This window comes from Pantoea sp. Taur (genome assembly GCF_009830025.1).
GTDB lineage: Bacteria > Pseudomonadota > Gammaproteobacteria > Enterobacterales > Enterobacteriaceae > Pantoea > Pantoea communis.
In genome coordinates, this window is sequence record NZ_SZZZ01000005.1 from 135,407 (window position 1) to 152,149 (window position 16,743).

Sequence of the window (16,743 nt, forward strand, 5' to 3'; positions counted from 1 at the left end):
TGCACCCCCGCACAGCGGGACATTATAAAAAAATCACGCCACGACCCGCTTAAAACGGGCGTGGCGGAGGTGCAGAAAGATGAAATTTGACCACAACCCTACACTTGAACGTGATGCGGCCTCGGCACCACGGGAAATTCCACGTGAGGTGGTGCGACCGAAGCACCATCTGCGCTGGGCAATTATCGGCATCATTATTCTGTTAACCATCACCAACTACCTCGATCGCGGCAATTTGTCGGTGGCGGCCCCCCAGATCATGCAAGATCTCGGCATCAGCCACGCGATGATGGGCGTGATACTGTCGGCTTTTGTCTGGCCTTACGCCATTATGAACCTGCCAACCGGCTGGGCAGTGGACCGCTTTGGCGTCAAAGTCCTGCTGGCGCTGGCGGCAGGGCTCTGGTCACTGGTCGCGATTCTCACTGGCTTTGCGCGCAACATCGGCACTTTTATTGGCCTGCGTATCGCGTTAGGGATCAGCGAAGCACCGTTGTTCCCTGGGGCGTTAAAAGCCACCGATACCTGGTTCCCGGATCGTGAAAAGGCGGCGGCGACCAGCGCTTATATTGCAGCCACTCAAGTGGGGTTAGCCCTGGCTCCGCCAATCTCCACGCTGTTAATGGCGGCCTTCGGCTGGCCAGCCATGTTTATCATTATGGGATTGATTGGCTTTGTCGCACTGGCGGGCTGGCTGGTGCTGTATCGTGAGCCGGAGAAACATCCCTGGCTGCATAAAGATGAATTGCGCTATATCCGTGAAGGGCAGGCCACGGCGCAGCAGGCATCCGATGCGCCACGCGTGACAGTGCGCGAGTGGGGTGGACTCTTCAGACATGCCTCTGTCTGGTACATGGTCATCGGTGGATTTTGTCTGCAGTACGTTTTCTGGTTTTACATTGGCTGGTTGCCAACCTACCTGCAACAGGCGCAGGGTTTTACCCTGAGCCGGGCGGGCTGGCTGTCCGCGCTACCTTACATTGCAGGTGGTGTGGCGGTGCTGATTGGCGGACGCTTCTCAGATCGCCTGGTGAGGAAGGGATTGGATCCCTTCAATGCGCGTCGTTATACCATTGCGGGAGCCGCGTTGCTGACGGCAGGCGCGATGTTTGTGACAGCACTGGTGAATGGGGCGGCGCTTGCCGTGGTGATGCTGACACTGGGCATGTTCACATACAGCTTGTCGTCGGGTAACTACTGGACACTGGCGGCAGAAGTGGTCACCACGAAGAAATGGGTGGCTTCCGTAGGCAGTATTCAGAATTTTGGCGGCTTTCTTGGCGGGGCGTTCGCGCCCGTGGTCACCGGGATAGTAGTGGATCATTTTGGCGGGTTCGTGCCGGCATTGATGCTGGCAGGATTCATGGCGTTGATATCGGCAGGCATGTATGGCCTGGCCTTGCGCCACCGTCTACCGGTCTGACTTTTCAGGAGTGACACCATGGATGCGACATCGCAACTTGCGACCGCTGAAGAGCGCAGCGCGCCCCCTGAGCTGACGCAGCGTCAGCTCAGACTGACCCTGATCTCTTCACTGATTGGCACCGCGCTGGAGTGGTATGACTTTTATCTGTATGGCACGGCGGCGGCGCTGATCTTCAACCACTTGTTCTTCCCCTCGCTGTCACCGCTAAGCGGGACGCTGGCCGCTTTTGCCAGTTATGGCGTGGGCTTCCTCGTACGTCCAATCGGCGGGCTGTTCTGGGGCTATATCGGCGATAAATACGGTCGCCGGCCTGTGTTGATTGGCACCCTGATCCTGATGGGTTTAAGCACCACCGCGATTGGCCTATTGCCGGGATATGCCAGTATTGGCATTGCGGCCCCGTTGTTATTAACCTTCTTGCGCTTACTGCAAGGTTTTGGCGCAGGAGCCGAGTTCAGTTCGGCTATCACCCTCAATGCGGAGAAAGCACCTGCACATCGGCGCGGCTTCTACGCCAGCTGGTCGGGCGTGGGCATTGGCTGCGGAGTCTTACTTTCTGCATCGGCCTTTGCCCTGGCACAACAGATGCCACCAGAGGATTTCGTCAGCTGGGGTTGGCGTGTGCCGTTCCTGCTCAGCATCGTGGCGGTGTTTGTTGGTGGTGCGATCCGCCTCTATGTGACGGAATCCCCCGTGTTTCGCAAGCTGGCAGCAGAGCAGAAGCTGACGCGCGCCCCTTTTGTATCGGTGTGGCAAAACCAGCGTCGCAACTTCTTTGTGGCGCTGGGTGCCCGCATGGCGGAGAACACTGCGGGTTTCTTCTTGCAGGTGTGGACGATCTCCTATGTCACGCAATCACTGCACGTTAACAGTGCGATTCCCGTGGCGGGTGTGTTGCTTGGGTCGGGTATCGGTTGCATCACTATTCCCCTGTTCGGTGCGCTCTCTGACCGTGTCGGCCGCAAGCCGGTTTACATCGGGGGTGCACTGTTGTTTGGCGCGGGCATGTTCCCGTACTTTTGGTTGCTCAACAGCGGTAATCCGTGGCTGATCATTAGCGCTATGGTGGCGATGATCTCGCTGGCTAACTACTCGATGTTTTCGGTGCAGGCGGCGTGGTTTGCCGAACTGTTTGATGGAAGGACGCGTGTCACCGCCATCTCCATGTCACGCGAAATCTCCTCGATCTTTGCCGGCGGGTTGGCGCCGATCATCGCCAGCAGCCTTTTGTTGTGGTCAGGAGGCCATTACGGCGCCGTGGCGATCTACATGATCGTCCTGAGCATTATCACCATTGTTTCCGTGTGGCTGGGTCCTGAGACCCGCGGTTGCCGCCTCGACTAAACCTCAATCCTGCGTCGGGAGTTCAACATGCACTCACATGAATTGACCGCCAGTGCGGCGGTCAGTCGCACCGCTTCGCGCGGAGAAATGCGCAAAATCGTCACCGCTAGCGTGATGGGCACCATAATCGAGTATTACGACTTCACGCTTTACACCACCGCCACCGCGCTGGTGTTCAATAAAATATTCTTCCCCGGTGAATCTCCGTTGGTGGGGAGTCTGGCGGCCTTCGCCACCTACTTTGTCGGCTACTGTGCACGTCCGCTAGGCGGGGTGCTGTTTGGTCACTTCGGCGATCGCATAGGCCGCAAGTTCGCCTTGATGATGACGCTGATCATCATGGGTCTTGGTACCTTCCTGATCGGTCTGATTCCGCCTTACGCCCAGATTGGCGTCTGGGCACCCATCGCTTTGGTGGTGCTGCGCTGTCTGCAGGGTATTGGCATTGGCGGCGAATATGGCGGCGGGATGACCATGGTGGTGGAACATGCACCGCCGGAACGGCGTGGGTTTTACAGTTCACTGGTGCATATCGGCGTGCCAGCCGGGTTCCTGCTGCCGATTATTTTTATCACCCTTCTTAATGTGGCATTGGACGAAGCCGATTTCCTCAGCTGGGGCTGGCGCGTGCCGTTCCTGCTCAGTGTCGTGCTGCTGGGGGTGGGGATGTTTATTCGTAGTCAGATTGAGGAAACGCCGGCCTTCAAACGGATGAAACGTGATGGCACCCAGGCGAAAGTACCGGTGCTGGAGGCCTTACGCTATCACACGCGGGATGTGGTGCTGGGGATCGGTGCCAAAATTGCCGAAAGCGGACTTTTCAACATCTACGCGGTGTTTGCCATAAGCTACTGCGTCAACGTGCTGGGGATGAAAAGCCAGATCGTTTTGTATGGCATCCTGCTGGCTTGCTTGCTGGAGTGTTTCACTTTACCGCTGTTTGGTCGCATGGCCGATCGTTATGGCAAAAAGCGCGTCTATATTGGCGGGATGATCGCTCAGGCGTTGCTGGCGTGGCCCTTTATGCTGATGCTGGCAAGCGGGCAACTTCCCTTGATTTATCTGGCTATCGCACTGGGGCTGGCGATTGGGCACGGCAGCACCTTTGGTGCACAGGGTGCATTCTTCTCTTCGCTGTTCCCGGCACTGGTGCGCTACAGCGGCTTATCCCTGGTGCAACAGATCGGCCCGATTCTTGGTGGCGGGTTATCACCGATGATCGCCACCGCATTGCTGGTCAGTGGGGAAGGTTATGGTTGGGTGATCGGCTATATGGTGTTTATGGCGCTGCTCTCTGCCCTCAGTGCGTGGCGGCTGCGAGATGCAAAGATGGAATAACCGGCAGGCTGTTGCATTCAATCGATCGACTTTTGCCTATGATTAAAAAAGGCTCAAACTGTTCGTATTTATTCGTACAATGGGTCTATGCTGTTGCGCAGCGGCGGGCAATGGTGCTCGCCCACTTTTCCAGTCGAACAGACTAAGGACGCATCATGCCCCGACCCCTACCTATCGAACGTTATCGCAATATCGGCATCTCCGCGCACATCGATGCCGGTAAAACCACCACCACTGAGCGCATTCTGTTTTACACCGGGATGAGCCACAAGTTGGGTGAAGTGCACGATGGCGCGGCAACCACAGACTGGATGGCGCAGGAGCAAGAGCGCGGCATTACCATTACCTCGGCGGCAGTGAGTTGCTTCTGGCCGGGCATGGATGGCAGCTTCACGCCGCACCGCATCAACATCATCGATACCCCCGGACACGTCGATTTCACCATCGAAGTGGAGCGATCCATGCGCGTGCTGGATGGTGCCGTGATGGTGTATGACGCCGTCGGTGGCGTACAGCCACAGTCGGAAACCGTGTGGCGCCAGGCCAACAAGTATCATGTGCCGCGCATTGCTTTCGTTAATAAGATGGATCGCCAGGGTGCGGACTTCTTCCGCGTGGTGCAGATGATGAAAGATCGTCTGCATGCCAACCCCGTGCCGATTGTGATTCCGATTGGTGCGGAAGAGCACTTCGCAGGCGTGGTGGATCTCAACAAGATGCGCGCCATCTACTGGGATGACGCCAGCCAGGGCATGACGTTCAGCTATGCGCCGATCCCTGATGAGTTGCAGGCGCTGGCTGCCGAATGGCGTGAGAATATGGTGGCCGCTGCGGCGGAAGCCAGTGAAGCGTTGATGGATCGTTATCTGGAGCAGGGTGACCTGAGCGAAGAAGAGGTCATCGCGGGCTTACGTCAGCGCACGTTGATTGGCGAGATCCAGCCGATGCTGTGTGGTAGCGCGTTCAAAAACAAAGGTGTGCAGCGCATGCTTGATGCGGTGATTGAGCTGATGCCGTCGCCGCTGGACGTGCCGCCGGTTTCCGGTGTGAACGAAAAAGGCGAGCACGATGAGCGCCATGCTGATGACGATGAACCGTTCTCGGCGCTGGCCTTCAAACTGATGAGCGATCCCTATGTGGGCCAACTCACCTTCGTGCGTGTCTACTCCGGTGTATTGCGCAAAGGCGATAGCGTGTGGAATGCGGTGAAAGGGCGTAAGGAGCGCATCGGACGTATCGTGCAGATGCAGGCTAACGATCGCATCGAAATCGAGGAGATTCGTGCAGGTGATATAGCCGCCTGTGTCGGTTTGAAAGAGGTGACGACTGGCGAAACGCTGTGCGATCCGAATGCGGTGATCACCCTGGAACGCATGGAGTTCCCGGACCCGGTAATTTCGCTGTCGATTGAGCCGAAAACCAAGGCAGATCAGGAGAAAATGGGGCTGGCGTTGCAGCGTTTGGCCGCAGAAGATCCGTCATTCCGCCTGCACACCGATGAAGAGTCGGGGCAGACGATTATCTCCGGTATGGGTGAGTTGCATCTGGAGATCATCGTTGATCGCATGAAGCGTGAATTCGGTGTGGAAGCCAACATTGGTCGGCCACAGGTCACCTATCGCGAAACCATTCGTAAGACGGTGCGCGATGTGGAAGGCAAGTTTGTGCGCCAGTCGGGTGGTAAAGGTCAGTATGGCCACGTGGTGCTGACGCTGGAACCGCAGGCTGCAGGCGCCGGTTTTGCCTTTGAAGATGCCACCAAAGGCGGCGTGGTGCCGCGCGAGTTTATTCCTTCTGTGGAGAAGGGGATTCGTGAGGCGCTCAATTCCGGCGTGCTGGCGGGCTATCCAGTGGTGGATCTCAAGGCCACACTGACCTTCGGTTCGTATCATGACGTCGACTCATCGGAAATGGCGTTCCGTATGGCCGCGATTTTTGGTTTCAAAGCGGCGGCTAAACAGGCCGATCCGGTGATCCTTGAGCCGGTGATGCAGGTGGAAGTGGAAACGCCAGAGGATTACGCCGGTGGGGTGATGGGCGATCTCTCTTCGCGTCGCGGTACGCTGCAAGGTATGGATGAGCGCTTTGGTGCGCGCATCATCCGAGCCGAAGTGCCGCTGTCAGAGATGTTTGGCTACGCCACCACGCTGCGATCCATGTCGCAGGGCCGTGCGACTTACAGCATGGAATTTGCGCATTACGCTGAAGCGCCACGCAATGTGGCCGAGGGAATTATTGCGTCACGCGCAGAGTGATTTTTTGGGCGGCAAGGATGCTGCCTTTAAGCTGCGCGATATATTGCGTATAGCTGCAGCGCGATTAAAGATGGTCGTTGCGCGATAAATTACATCGCGGCTGTTCAAATCACAGCAACTTCACACCGTATTCCGCTGCTTGATCTTCCCACGCTTGCACCTCATCGTAAAACGCCCGCTCTGGCACCGCAAAACCGCTGATTAGACTCGCTGCCAGCAACTGCTGATGCTTCTTATCAGTAGTGAGTTCGGTCAAAGCGCTGCGCAGACGCTCAAGCGTTTTGGCATCGGTTTTTGCTGAGGTAATTAACGGCAATGCGGCACACAGCGGGGTTTCTCCAATGATCTCTAACCCGGCCAGTTCTTCAGGGTGATGAGCACGCAGCAGCGCCCAGGTGATGCAATCGATCGCCGCGATATCCGCTCGCTGTTCACGCAACGCGGCCAACGATTGACGATGACTGCCACTCTGCAGCGCTTCACTGAAGAAATGCCCGTCGTGTGCCAGTGGCGCGATCACGTAGCGCAGCGAATTGTAGCCCGAGTGCGAGTCATCACTGTTGCACACCGCGCGGCGACCACGAAAATCGCTCAGGGTGAGATTTTCATCCTCTTTGCGCGCCACCAGCCAACTGCGATAGCGCAGTCCCTCACAGCCTTGCGCGCTGGATTGAAATGCCCCGACCAGTTGCACGTCAGGCAATAAAGCCACCAGCGGATAGCCACAGGTCTGGCTTAACAGCAAATCAGCGTCGCGCCAGTGGGGTAAGAGTTCGTTGTGCCACTCTACTTCAGCCTGCACGCCGCGTTGTTGGAGCAGCGTCGTTAGCGCAGCGGTCAGGCCAAGCGTCGTTGGATGGTGGATATCGTACATCGGCAGTGAAATGATCGGCATGCTGTGCATCCTTGTGCGTTCCCGGGTGGGCGTTAACGTTGACCGGTTTGCGCCAGAAGCGCAGCAACCACTCGCCATAACCCGCGACGCGGAAACCGTGATTGCGCTGATGGTAGCCGTCGCGATACAGCAGATAGACTTTGCGCAAGCCGTACCAGGGCAAACCGGGCAGATCGTGATGTACAGAATGATAGTTGAGATTCAGAAATAGCCAACGCCACGGCCAGGCGGCTTCATTGTTCACGGAGCGGGCCAGCGGGGCTTCTTCTGCGCGATGCTCGTAGAAAGAACGTATTTTGGTCAACGCCAATGCCGGATAACTCACGGCAACCACGAACCATAGCGGCGACAATCCTTGCTGCTGCATCCAGTAGAAAAGCCCAGCCAGCAGCGTCAGATGAATCACCCACATCGAAATAGCGGCACGATCACGCGCCAAAAGCATCATCTTCAGGGTCGCCACGATATCCAGCAGCGGACCTAACAGCAAACGGCCGGGAAACGTATTACGCAGGTGAATCAAGCGTTGCTGCCACGGCTTAAGCTGTGCCCAGCGTTCCGGCGACAGGTAATAGGTTTCCGGATCTTCATCCGGTTCGGTGAGGGTGTGATTACGGTGATGTGCCAGATGTGAATCGCGATACAGCCCATAGGGATACCACACCGCCAGCGGCAGGGTACCAAACAGCTGATTGAGCCCTGGAAAACGCGTGGGATGGCCATGGATCAGCTCATGCTGCAGCGACATATACCAGGTGGTGAAAACAATCAGCAGCAGAGTGGTTAAAAACAGACCCAGCGTTTGCCAATAGATGACGCAGCCAAACCAGCCGCCATACACCCCGACCATCAGCGCCCAGGTGGGCAGTTCACTGCGCCACAGCCAATTGCGGCCCAGCTGATGCACCACTTCACGCTGCTGTGCGTTGATATAGTCGTTTGCCATGCGGATGCCATAAACCTGTGAATCGGATGAATTCCCCGCAAGATGATTGATCACCGTGATAAACACAAAGACCGTGTTTTTATGACTTATGCAAAAAAGTTGATGAAGCGCGCGAAAACTATTGGCTATCAGTCACCTCTCGCCTGGCGTAACCTTTCTCCATCGAAACCTAATGCATCATGTGCGGGCCAGTGCGGTCCCCCTGGAGAATTTCACCATGAAAAAGATTGGCTTCTTATCCTTTGGTCACTGGACCCCGTCATCGCAGTCAGCCACCCGTTCCGCTCAGGATGTGTTACTGCAATCCATCGATTTAGCCGTGGCTGCAGAAGAGCTGGGCGCGGATGGCGCTTACTATCGCGTGCACCACTTTGCGCGTCAGTTAAGTTCACCGTTCCCGCTGCTGGCGGCGGTCGGTGCCAAAACCAATCGCATTGAGATTGGTACTGGCGTGATCGACATGCGTTATGAAAACCCGCTGTATATGGCGGAAGATGCCGGTGCGGCAGACCTGATTTCTAACGGTCGTCTGCAACTCGGTCTGAGCCGCGGCTCCCCGGAGCAGGTGATCGAAGGCTATCGCTACTTTGGTTTTAACCCGAAAGAGGGTGAAACCGATGCCGATATGGGACGTCGTCACACCGAAGAGTTGCTGGAAGTGCTAAGCGGTGAGGGTTTTGCTAAACCGAATCCACAGCCGATGTTCCCGAATCCACCGGGCTTACTGCGTCTGGAGCCGTTCTCTGAAGGGCTGCGTGAGCGTATCTGGTGGGGTTCCGGTTCAAATGCGACATCAGTCTGGGCAGCACAGCAGGGCATGAATCTGCAAAGCTCCACCCTGAAGGATGATGAAACTGGCGAACCGTTCCACATCCAGCAGGCGAAACAGATTCGCGCTTACCGTGAAGCCTGGAAAGCCGCCGGACATCAGCGCACGCCGCGTGTGTCAGTGAGCCGCAGTATCTTTGCGCTGACCAATGATATCGACCGTGCTTACTTTGGTCGCAGTGGTCAGGATCAGGACTCCGTGGGCTTCCTCGATGAGAAAACCCGCGCCATCTTTGGCCGTAGCTATGCCGCAGAGCCTGAGCAGCTGATCAAACAGCTAGCACAGGACGAAGGGATTGCAGAAGCCGATACGCTGCTGCTCACCATCCCTAACCAGCTGGGCGTGGATTACTGTGCGCACGTGATGGAAAGCATCCTGACCCATGTGGCACCGGAACTGGGCTGGCGTTAAAACTAAAGAGGCGCACTTCATTCGCTAAGTGCGCCCTTTATTTATCCCTGACTCTACTCAATGTTCAAGCAGACTTTAATTAACAGATAACCCCAGTAACTCCATGTGTTGCAATTTGGGGTTATTGGGGTTATCTTTTTGCTTTCAGGATGAAGCAGGTAATGGACATGGATAGCAGGTCATTAATGGCTGAGATCAAGGCCGCTGGTTGGGAGCTGATTCGGGTTAACGGCAGCCATCATCATTTTGTGCATCCTACTAAGAAAGGTTTAGTGACAATTCCGCACCCTAAAAAAGATCTGCCGATAAAAACGGTAAAAAGCATCCGCAAACAGGCCGGGCTTGCAGTCCATTAAATTGAGAGAGGTGTTAACAATGTTTTATCCGATTGCGATTGAAGCGGGTGATGAAAGCACGGCGTTCGGTGTCACGGTCCCTGATTTACCTGGCTGTTTTTCTGCTGGAGATACGCTGGAAGACGCGGTGAAAAACGCGAAAGAGGCTATCATCGGGCATCTGGAGTTGATGGTTGAGCTGGAGCAGGATATTCCAGCAGTTTCAGAACTTAAAAGCGTGATGAAAGATCCTGCCTATACAGGTTATGTTTGGGTGCTGGTGGAAGTGGATGTGACGCGTATTTTAGGTGGTTCGGAGAAGATTAATGTCACTCTGCCGAAGCTGTTGATTGACCGTATTGACCGTTGTGTCGCTACTCATCCTGAATTTAAAACTCGTTCGGGTTTTCTGGCTCAGGTGGCACTGGAGCGTATTGCCAAAACGCGTTGATAACGTGTTTGCAGATTTATAGCCTCAGCGTTTTTGCGGAGGCCCGCATTAATGAGTAGCTGCCTCAGGCGTTGTGAGGCAGCTACTCAGTTAACGTTAATTAACCCCTAACTCCCACCACAGCTTATCCAATGCGTAGTAGCGGTCGCGTTGGTTTTCGGGTTGATTGAGGTCGCGCTTCCACGGCTTGGCCAGAATAAAGTGCAGGTTCTTCACTTCATCCTCTTGCCACATGGCGCTGTGCTGGAATGGCAGTGTTTTCAGCGCGTTGTAGATATACGGCAGCGGCAGCCAGCGATGTTCAAACACTTCATTAAGCAAATCCTGTTCAGAGAACGGATAGCGGCGTAAATCAGTGATAGCAGCGACTTTTTGCTGTAGCCAGTTAAACACCTCTTCATCCGGTTCGAGCACCAAAAAGCCACCATTCAGATAGCGGTCCAGGTTGGCAGGTGCCGCTTCACCGCGATCCTGCCAGGTATAATGGCAATTTTCCGGCTGCCAGCTGGCGGGATAACTGGCGATTTTATTCGGATTGCAGCGACAAGCGTGACAGGCGGCCAGCGCATGATCGCCGAGATCCAGCGTAAACAGCTCATCCATATTGCGCAGCACCAGCATGTCGGCATCGAGAAACACCACGCGCTCACAGCCGGTCAATTCCCATGCCCGCAGCTTGCTCCACACTTCACCAAATTGCGCAGAGGCATAATGCTGCTCCAGTTCGGCATTCGGCATCAGAGGCTCGACCGGATGAATCACACAGCCTAATGCCTGCAAGGCTTCACGCGTTTCGATGTCAATTGCATCGGTCACCATCACAATCAAAGGCCATGCGGTTTCGCTGCGTTTTAGTGAACGGTGCAGCGCTTTCACGCCGATAAAATAATCCGGTTGTGTCAGTAGTGTTACCCAGGCGTACATAAATCCTCCCCCGTCAAAATTTAATCAAACAAAGCCGTGACATAGTCATTGCTAAAACGACGCTGCGGATCGAGTTGTTCCCGCACCGCGCGAAACGCATCCCACTGTGGATAGATATCCCGCCAGCTGTAGCGCTGCGGATCGTAGTATTTGCCCCAGTGCGGTCTTCCGCCTTCTGCTGCCAGCAATTTCTCGACCTCGGTGAGGAAATGCAAACCGTCCTGTGACAGCGAACCGTCATCGGCGTAATAAACCACGAAGCCAAAGAAACAGGTCGGCTGCTGATAAGCTGGACTGAGCCAGGCTTCTGACGCGCCCGTGCAGCGCAGAATGATGGGGTAGTGCATGTGCGGATGATTCTCCGCATACCAGGCTTTGATTTTGCCGATAATTTCCGGTGTTTTATCCAGCGGCACGCCAATTTCCACGTTGATTTGCGGCACGGCAATGCCGCGACAAAACAGCTGGTAGATATCGCCGCTGAGGTCGGTGAAATCACGAAAACGCGTGACGGTGCGGAACTGCTTGCCACCTTTACCTTCTATTTGTGTATCACGATGCATCTGCGCCAACGTCTGATCGATGGTGTCATTCAGACTGCTGTCGGTATCATCGCCATGTTCAATCACCTCACCGCCATTGGCGTGCCACGCCTGAGCATCGGCTTCATTAGCGGGGTTGGCATTCCAGACGTGCATCAGGTTGTCATCAACAAACCACCAGGCTTTGCTCAGTTCATACTGTTGATTCCAGCGCGGCAGATCCTGCTCCAGCGTATCGGCGGATTCGGCAAATTTGTGGCAGGTAAACAGGCGAAATGGCTGGGTGCGCAGCGTTACGGCGGTCACAATCCCCAGCGATCCCAGAGACGTCTGTGCTGCAGGAAAATCTGCCTCACCCCGCTGAAATTCCCGCACGCTGCCATCGGCCATCACCATACGGATACTCAGCGCTTCATCTGCCAGAGAACTCTGATGCAGGCCCTGACCATGGGTGCCGGTGGCCATGGCACCGGCCAGTGTTTGCACGGATATCACGCCAGGCGAGCAGGCCAGCATGCGATGGCGTTCGGTAAGCGCATCGAACACCTCTTGCAACACCGTACCGGCTGCGAAGGTGATGCTTACGTCATCTTCGCTTAGCACGCCTTGCATCGCGCTGAGATCCAGCAACAGATCGTCAGCGTTCACACACAGCATGCGTCCGGGTGAAAGGCGGCTGCCGATGACACGCACTTTGCCGCTGGAGGATTTCAGGCGTTGTTGCAGTTCCGCTTCATTTTGCGGCTGGAAGACTTGCTGGCGTTGACCCACCACGGTGTTTTGCGCCCAGTTCCACAGTGCGCTGTCTTGCTCAGTGTTACCTGTGTTGCGTAAGGGGTAAAGATGGGAATCTCTGTTCACTACGGCGTTCCTTAGACTGAGGTCTGTGACGGTCCCAAGGCTTTAAGCGTAGACCATCACAGCGGCGTACAGATCTAAGGTGTTTTGCGGATATAGCGCAGGGTGGCAGTGACAGCCAACTGGCGGTTACGGCGGATGCTATCTTCTTCCGTATCCTCTGGAGTGAACAGGAAGTGGAAGGTGTAGCGGTTGGCGACGTGGTGCACACAGATACTACTTAGCAGGCGGTGCACGTCCACGGTGTTCAGGCCATCAATAAAGATGCCTTGCTGCTGGCCGCGCGTCAGGATGTCATCCAGCAGATCCAGCGTACTTTTGTTTAACGCTTTAATGCGCTCAGATTGCACAATGTAGCGGCCGCGCAACAGGTTCTCCGTACACACTAAGCGCATGAAATCCTGATGGGTGGCGTGATAGTCGAAGCTGGCTTCGACCAGTTTAATCATCGCCTGTTCGGGTTCCATTTGTGCAAGGTTCAATCCGGTTTCGTGTTCACGAATCGCCTGATAGACCTGCTCCAGCACCTCGATATACAGCTTCTCTTTATTGACGAAGTGATACACCACCATACGTTTGGTGGTTTGCGCGTGTTCAGCAATCTGCTCAAGGCGTGCGCCCTGCATACCGAACTCGGCGAAGGTCTTCAGGGCACCGGCAAGGATGCGTTTTTTCAGCCCTTCCGGGTCATTTTTACGTTTCGTTGTAGTGTCCGACATAGCGCTCAATTACAGGTCAATCAAAACGGCATGGTATCACAGCCGTCCGTTCACTTGTGGCGATGCGAGCGGCTGTGTGTCTTTATTCTTTTCAGGAATAGCATTCCCAGATAAATCATAATGCAGGAATAAGCATCTGCGTATACTGCGGCTATCTGTTCATCACGACAGTGTACTTTGGCCGCTGCAATTATAACGATGAGGAAATAACTATGCACACACGCCTGGCATCCCCCAAAACGATACTCTTGTTAACCGCTGGCGCTTTGCTGCTGGCGAGCACTAAAGGCATCGGTGAAACGGCCTGGTAAGGATCTAGCATGACGATTTTCACAGGAGTCGAAGCGCCGTTTAGCGCGATAACGCGTGGCGTGGTAGAGAATGCGCAAGACCGTGAACGTCTTGCTCGCGAAAGCGGCAGCGTGGTGCGCTTGCAGGGCGTTTCACGTCGCTTTGGGCAAACTCAGGCGCTGCGCGATGTTTCACTGACGGTGCAGAAAGGTGAAATTCTCGGCCTGATTGGCCGCAGTGGCGCGGGCAAATCGACGTTGATTCGCTGTCTGAACGGGCTGGAGCAACCTGACGAAGGCGTCATTGAAATCGAAGGCCGGAAAATTACCGGCCTGTCGGAAAAACAGCTGCAATCTGTGCGTAGCCGCGTCGGTATGGTATTCCAGCACTTCAACCTGCTGTCGGCGAAAACCGTGGCGCAGAATGTCGCGTTGCCGCTGAAAATTGCCGGTCTGGATAAGGTGCAACGTGGCCAACGCGTGGCGGAATTACTGGAATTGGTGGGGCTGGCGGACAAGGCACAGCACTATCCGGCGGCGCTCTCAGGCGGTCAGAAACAGCGTGTTGGCATTGCTCGTGCACTGGCGGCAAGTCCGGCACTGCTGCTGTGTGATGAAGCAACTTCAGCACTGGATCCTGAAACCATCCGTTCTATTCTCGCGCTGCTTAAATCGCTCAACCAAAAACTGGGTATCACGATTCTACTGATCACCCATGAAATGGAAGTCATCAAGTCGGTGGCGCACCGCGTGGCGGTGATTGACGCGGGTGAGATCATTGAGCAAGGCCCGGTGTGGGAGGTGTTTGCGCATCCGCAATCCGAGCTGACGCGAACCTTGTTGCGTGGTTTGCTGCCGCAGCTACCGGAAGCGCTGGCCGCACGGGTTACCGAGAGGAGACAGGGCGAGGCAATTTACAGCGTGCACTTTGCTGGCGAGGACGCGCAGGGCGATTTGCTGACCCGATTTGCGGCGGCGTTGCCGGGCAAGTTCCACTTATTACAGGGCGGCATCGATCATATTCAGCACTACGCCGTGGTGCGTTTTTTTATCGCGCTTCCGGTCGCCAACGTGGCCGATGAGCAACAGATTCTCAGCTGGCTGCGCGGGCAGCAGGCGCAAGTGGAGTTAGTCGGTTATGTCGCCAGTGATGATTGATTTATTGCTCAACGCGTTGGGCGAAACGGTGTTGATGACGCTGATTTCAGGATTGTTTTCACTGGTTGCCGGTTTACCGTTGGGGCTGATTCTGGTGATGACCAGCGCAGGCGGTATTGCAGAACATCGCGGCATTAACCGGGTGCTGGGGCTGGTGATCAACGGCTTCCGATCGCTCCCTTTCATCATTTTGCTGGTGGCGCTGATTCCGTTTACCCGCTTTCTGGTCGGTACGTCACTGGGGACGTGGGCGGCGATAGTTCCGCTATCGATCACCGCAACGCCGTATTTTGCTCGCGTGGCTGAAGTGTCACTGCGCGATGTGGATCGCGGCTTGATTGATGCGGTACGCGCGATGGGTGCCAGTAAGCTACGTATCGTCTGGGATGTGCTGATTCCTGAAGCGCTGCCCGGCATTCTCTCGGGGTTTGTGGTGACGCTGGTGGCATTAATCGGCGCATCGGCGATGGCGGGAGCGATTGGTGCGGGCGGATTAGGCGACCTGGCGATTCGCTACGGTTATCAACGATTTGAAACCTCAGTAATGATCGCGGTGATCGCGGTGTTGATTGTGCTGGTGTGCGGCATTCAGTGGGTCGGCGATCGACTGGTGCAGCACATTGATAAGCGACACTAGACTTCGCGCATTGCATTCCATCATTGGCGACAGCAACGCAGATGTGGCACCTTTACCGCCCGCCGTGGATTAATATCGTCGTTGATTCTGTTCATGCCCGCTCTGGATAACTGAGCGGGCATTTTTTTGGAATCCTTATCGACACGTTTTAACAGAACAAGTGCATGATTCAAACTGCCTCGCCACACTGATTATCGCCTTTAACCTATATAGCATTTGACCTATATCGCAAGGAGCGTATCATGTGGCAAATAATTACAACGGACACGTTTGATGATTGGCTTGTAGCGCAAGACGACACTGACCGAGCCTGCGTTCTGTCCGCAATGATTGTATTGCAGCAAGCAGGCCCCGCATTATGCAGGCCCTACGCCGACACCCTGAAAGGCTCTCGCTTTAGCAATATGAAAGAGCTTCGCATTCAGAGCAAAGGTGATCCTATTCGGGCATTTTACGCATTTGACCCCTGGCGCAGCGGTGTGTTGCTTTGTGCAGGTCATAAGAGTGGCAATGAAAAGCGTTTTTATGCTGAGCTGAGCCCGCTCGCAGATAAAGAATTCACCCATCATCTTCAACGCGAAGAGAGAAAGGAGTAACGACATGGGCAGAACACTCAAACAGATTCTAGCGTCTGAGAAGTCTGAGGTAGTGGCTAAAGCTAACGCCATGGCTGAAGAAGTATTGTTAAATATTCACCTTGCTGAATTGCGTGAAAGAGTAAACAAAACGCAGGTAGAGATAGCGCAGCAATTAAATATTAAACAACCCACCGTGGCTGGAATGGAAAAACCTGGCCGGGACTTAAAACTCTCGACGCTGAAGCGCTATGTTGAAGCCGCTGGCGGAAAACTGCGTCTCAACATCGAGCTCCCCGATGGCTCGCATTATGAGTTTGTTGTTTAATTCCCTTCTTTGACTTTCTATCCGCGAATAAACAGTGCGATCTGGCGCACTGTTTCACGTACTTGCACGCCGACTCACTCCTACCTGCTTGCTCCCCAACCCATGAAAATCCATCCCACCACGTAACTTTTTGCATACATGAAAAATACAAAGGAAATACAATTAATTAGTATGATTTTACCGTGGTTTGAAATTAATTGATTAATTTCCAATGAGTTATACGTATAACTTTTTCGAATTATTTTTTCAGATGAATTTTGGAGATGATCACAATCTCAAGTTTTGGGTGTCCTGGGCATGTTTACACCACCTGAAATTCAGCATAGTTTGAACATGGAGTTAACCTGTGATTAACAGACAAAAGCGAACAAATGCGTATTGGGTCAACACACCGCTAAACAATGATGAAGACAGACGATCTGCAAGTGGGTCATGCTTAATTTCATTATTTATGTTCAGGGATTAAACGCAGGGTTTTTCAA

Annotated in this window: 16 protein-coding genes; 11 read left to right on the top strand and 5 right to left on the bottom strand. The window is 54.6% G+C overall.

What is annotated here, in order from left to right:
• The first annotated feature begins 79 nt into the window (after positions 1-79).
• The 4 genes from FD744_RS09350 to fusA all read left to right on the top strand — a co-directional run bounded on the left by FD744_RS09350 (position 80) and on the right by fusA (position 6,363).
• A complete protein-coding gene (locus tag FD744_RS09350) occupies positions 80-1,423 on the top strand; it encodes an MFS transporter (protein WP_058962275.1) in 1,344 nt (447 codons plus the stop codon).
• Positions 1,424-1,441: 18 nt separating this feature from the next.
• Complete coding sequence (locus tag FD744_RS09355; protein ID WP_064511362.1) at positions 1,442-2,770, top strand: MFS transporter; 1,329 nt, start codon at positions 1,442-1,444, stop codon at positions 2,768-2,770.
• 27 nt (positions 2,771-2,797) lie between these two features.
• The gene (locus FD744_RS09360) at positions 2,798-4,108 is read left to right on the top strand and encodes an MFS transporter (protein WP_160868073.1); all 1,311 of its coding nucleotides are present in this window, start codon (positions 2,798-2,800) and stop codon (positions 4,106-4,108) included.
• Between the two features lie 155 nt (positions 4,109-4,263).
• Positions 4,264-6,363 (top strand): elongation factor G, encoded by a 2,100-nt coding sequence (gene fusA / locus FD744_RS09365; RefSeq protein WP_160868074.1) that lies wholly within the window; start codon positions 4,264-4,266, stop codon positions 6,361-6,363.
• Positions 6,364-6,472: 109 nt separating this feature from the next.
• Here the strand turns inward: fusA and FD744_RS09370 are convergent, their stop codons facing one another.
• Both FD744_RS09370 and FD744_RS09375 read right to left on the bottom strand, forming a co-directional pair.
• The gene (locus tag FD744_RS09370) at positions 6,473-7,258 is read right to left on the bottom strand and encodes a phosphate/phosphite/phosphonate ABC transporter substrate-binding protein (protein WP_373424379.1); all 786 of its coding nucleotides are present in this window, start codon (positions 7,256-7,258) and stop codon (positions 6,473-6,475) included.
• Complete coding sequence (locus FD744_RS09375) at positions 7,155-8,204, bottom strand: fatty acid desaturase (RefSeq protein WP_160868076.1); 1,050 nt, start codon at positions 8,202-8,204, stop codon at positions 7,155-7,157. The genes FD744_RS09370 and FD744_RS09375 overlap by 104 nt, the downstream gene beginning before the upstream one ends.
• Before the next feature lie 217 nt (positions 8,205-8,421).
• On the opposite strand from FD744_RS09375, the gene FD744_RS09380 reads away from it, so the two are divergent.
• The 3 genes from FD744_RS09380 to FD744_RS09390 all read left to right on the top strand — a co-directional run bounded on the left by FD744_RS09380 (position 8,422) and on the right by FD744_RS09390 (position 10,230).
• Positions 8,422-9,444 (top strand): LLM class flavin-dependent oxidoreductase, encoded by a 1,023-nt coding sequence (locus tag FD744_RS09380; protein WP_160868077.1) that lies wholly within the window; start codon positions 8,422-8,424, stop codon positions 9,442-9,444.
• Between the two features lie 167 nt (positions 9,445-9,611).
• The gene (locus tag FD744_RS09385; protein ID WP_160868151.1) at positions 9,612-9,800 is read left to right on the top strand and encodes a type II toxin-antitoxin system HicA family toxin; all 189 of its coding nucleotides are present in this window, start codon (positions 9,612-9,614) and stop codon (positions 9,798-9,800) included.
• Between the two features lie 19 nt (positions 9,801-9,819).
• Complete coding sequence (locus FD744_RS09390; RefSeq protein ID WP_100700930.1) at positions 9,820-10,230, top strand: type II toxin-antitoxin system HicB family antitoxin; 411 nt, start codon at positions 9,820-9,822, stop codon at positions 10,228-10,230.
• Positions 10,231-10,326: 96 nt separating this feature from the next.
• Here the strand turns inward: FD744_RS09390 and FD744_RS09395 are convergent, their stop codons facing one another.
• From FD744_RS09395 to FD744_RS09405, 3 genes are all read right to left on the bottom strand, one after another.
• Positions 10,327-11,154, bottom strand: a complete 828-nt coding sequence (locus tag FD744_RS09395) for a glycosyltransferase family 8 protein (RefSeq protein WP_160868078.1) — start codon at positions 11,152-11,154, stop codon at positions 10,327-10,329.
• Positions 11,155-11,174: 20 nt separating this feature from the next.
• A complete protein-coding gene (locus tag FD744_RS09400) occupies positions 11,175-12,557 on the bottom strand; it encodes a D-arabinono-1,4-lactone oxidase (protein ID WP_160868079.1) in 1,383 nt (460 codons plus the stop codon).
• 74 nt (positions 12,558-12,631) lie between these two features.
• Positions 12,632-13,273, bottom strand: a complete 642-nt coding sequence (locus tag FD744_RS09405; RefSeq protein WP_160868080.1) for a TetR family transcriptional regulator — start codon at positions 13,271-13,273, stop codon at positions 12,632-12,634.
• A gap of 320 nt (positions 13,274-13,593) precedes the next feature.
• Here FD744_RS09405 and FD744_RS09410 point away from each other — a divergent pair, with 320 nt between their 5' ends.
• The 4 genes from FD744_RS09410 to FD744_RS09425 all read left to right on the top strand — a co-directional run bounded on the left by FD744_RS09410 (position 13,594) and on the right by FD744_RS09425 (position 16,261).
• Positions 13,594-14,721, top strand: coding sequence for a methionine ABC transporter ATP-binding protein (locus FD744_RS09410; RefSeq protein ID WP_160868081.1), 1,128 nt, complete (start codon positions 13,594-13,596; stop codon positions 14,719-14,721).
• Positions 14,702-15,358 carry a methionine ABC transporter permease gene (locus FD744_RS09415; protein ID WP_058962320.1) on the top strand — a complete coding sequence of 219 codons (657 nt, stop codon included), beginning with the start codon at positions 14,702-14,704 and terminating at the stop codon, positions 15,356-15,358. Before FD744_RS09410 ends, FD744_RS09415 begins: the two co-directional genes overlap by 20 nt.
• A 242-nt stretch (positions 15,359-15,600) precedes the next feature.
• Positions 15,601-15,954 carry a type II toxin-antitoxin system RelE/ParE family toxin gene (locus FD744_RS09420; protein WP_160868082.1) on the top strand — a complete coding sequence of 118 codons (354 nt, stop codon included), beginning with the start codon at positions 15,601-15,603 and terminating at the stop codon, positions 15,952-15,954.
• Between the two features lie 4 nt (positions 15,955-15,958).
• On the top strand, positions 15,959-16,261 hold the full coding sequence (locus tag FD744_RS09425) for a helix-turn-helix domain-containing protein (protein ID WP_097116700.1): 303 nt from the start codon (positions 15,959-15,961) through the stop codon (positions 16,259-16,261).
• Positions 16,262-16,743 lie beyond the last annotated feature (482 nt).

Coding starts and splice junctions, on each gene's coding strand:
- FD744_RS09350 (WP_058962275.1), top strand. CDS start 80: ATGAAATTTGACCACAACCCTACACTTGAACGTGATGCGGCCTCGGCA.
- FD744_RS09355 (WP_064511362.1), top strand. CDS start 1,442: ATGGATGCGACATCGCAACTTGCGACCGCTGAAGAGCGCAGCGCGCCC.
- FD744_RS09360 (WP_160868073.1), top strand. CDS start 2,798: ATGCACTCACATGAATTGACCGCCAGTGCGGCGGTCAGTCGCACCGCT.
- fusA (WP_160868074.1), top strand. CDS start 4,264: ATGCCCCGACCCCTACCTATCGAACGTTATCGCAATATCGGCATCTCC.
- FD744_RS09370 (WP_373424379.1), bottom strand. CDS start 7,258: ATGCCGATCATTTCACTGCCGATGTACGATATCCACCATCCAACGACG.
- FD744_RS09375 (WP_160868076.1), bottom strand. CDS start 8,204: ATGGCAAACGACTATATCAACGCACAGCAGCGTGAAGTGGTGCATCAG.
- FD744_RS09380 (WP_160868077.1), top strand. CDS start 8,422: ATGAAAAAGATTGGCTTCTTATCCTTTGGTCACTGGACCCCGTCATCG.
- FD744_RS09385 (WP_160868151.1), top strand. CDS start 9,612: ATGGATAGCAGGTCATTAATGGCTGAGATCAAGGCCGCTGGTTGGGAG.
- FD744_RS09390 (WP_100700930.1), top strand. CDS start 9,820: ATGTTTTATCCGATTGCGATTGAAGCGGGTGATGAAAGCACGGCGTTC.
- FD744_RS09395 (WP_160868078.1), bottom strand. CDS start 11,154: ATGTACGCCTGGGTAACACTACTGACACAACCGGATTATTTTATCGGC.
- FD744_RS09405 (WP_160868080.1), bottom strand. CDS start 13,273: ATGTCGGACACTACAACGAAACGTAAAAATGACCCGGAAGGGCTGAAA.
- FD744_RS09410 (WP_160868081.1), top strand. CDS start 13,594: ATGACGATTTTCACAGGAGTCGAAGCGCCGTTTAGCGCGATAACGCGT.
- FD744_RS09415 (WP_058962320.1), top strand. CDS start 14,702: ATGTCGCCAGTGATGATTGATTTATTGCTCAACGCGTTGGGCGAAACG.
- FD744_RS09420 (WP_160868082.1), top strand. CDS start 15,601: ATGTGGCAAATAATTACAACGGACACGTTTGATGATTGGCTTGTAGCG.
- FD744_RS09425 (WP_097116700.1), top strand. CDS start 15,959: ATGGGCAGAACACTCAAACAGATTCTAGCGTCTGAGAAGTCTGAGGTA.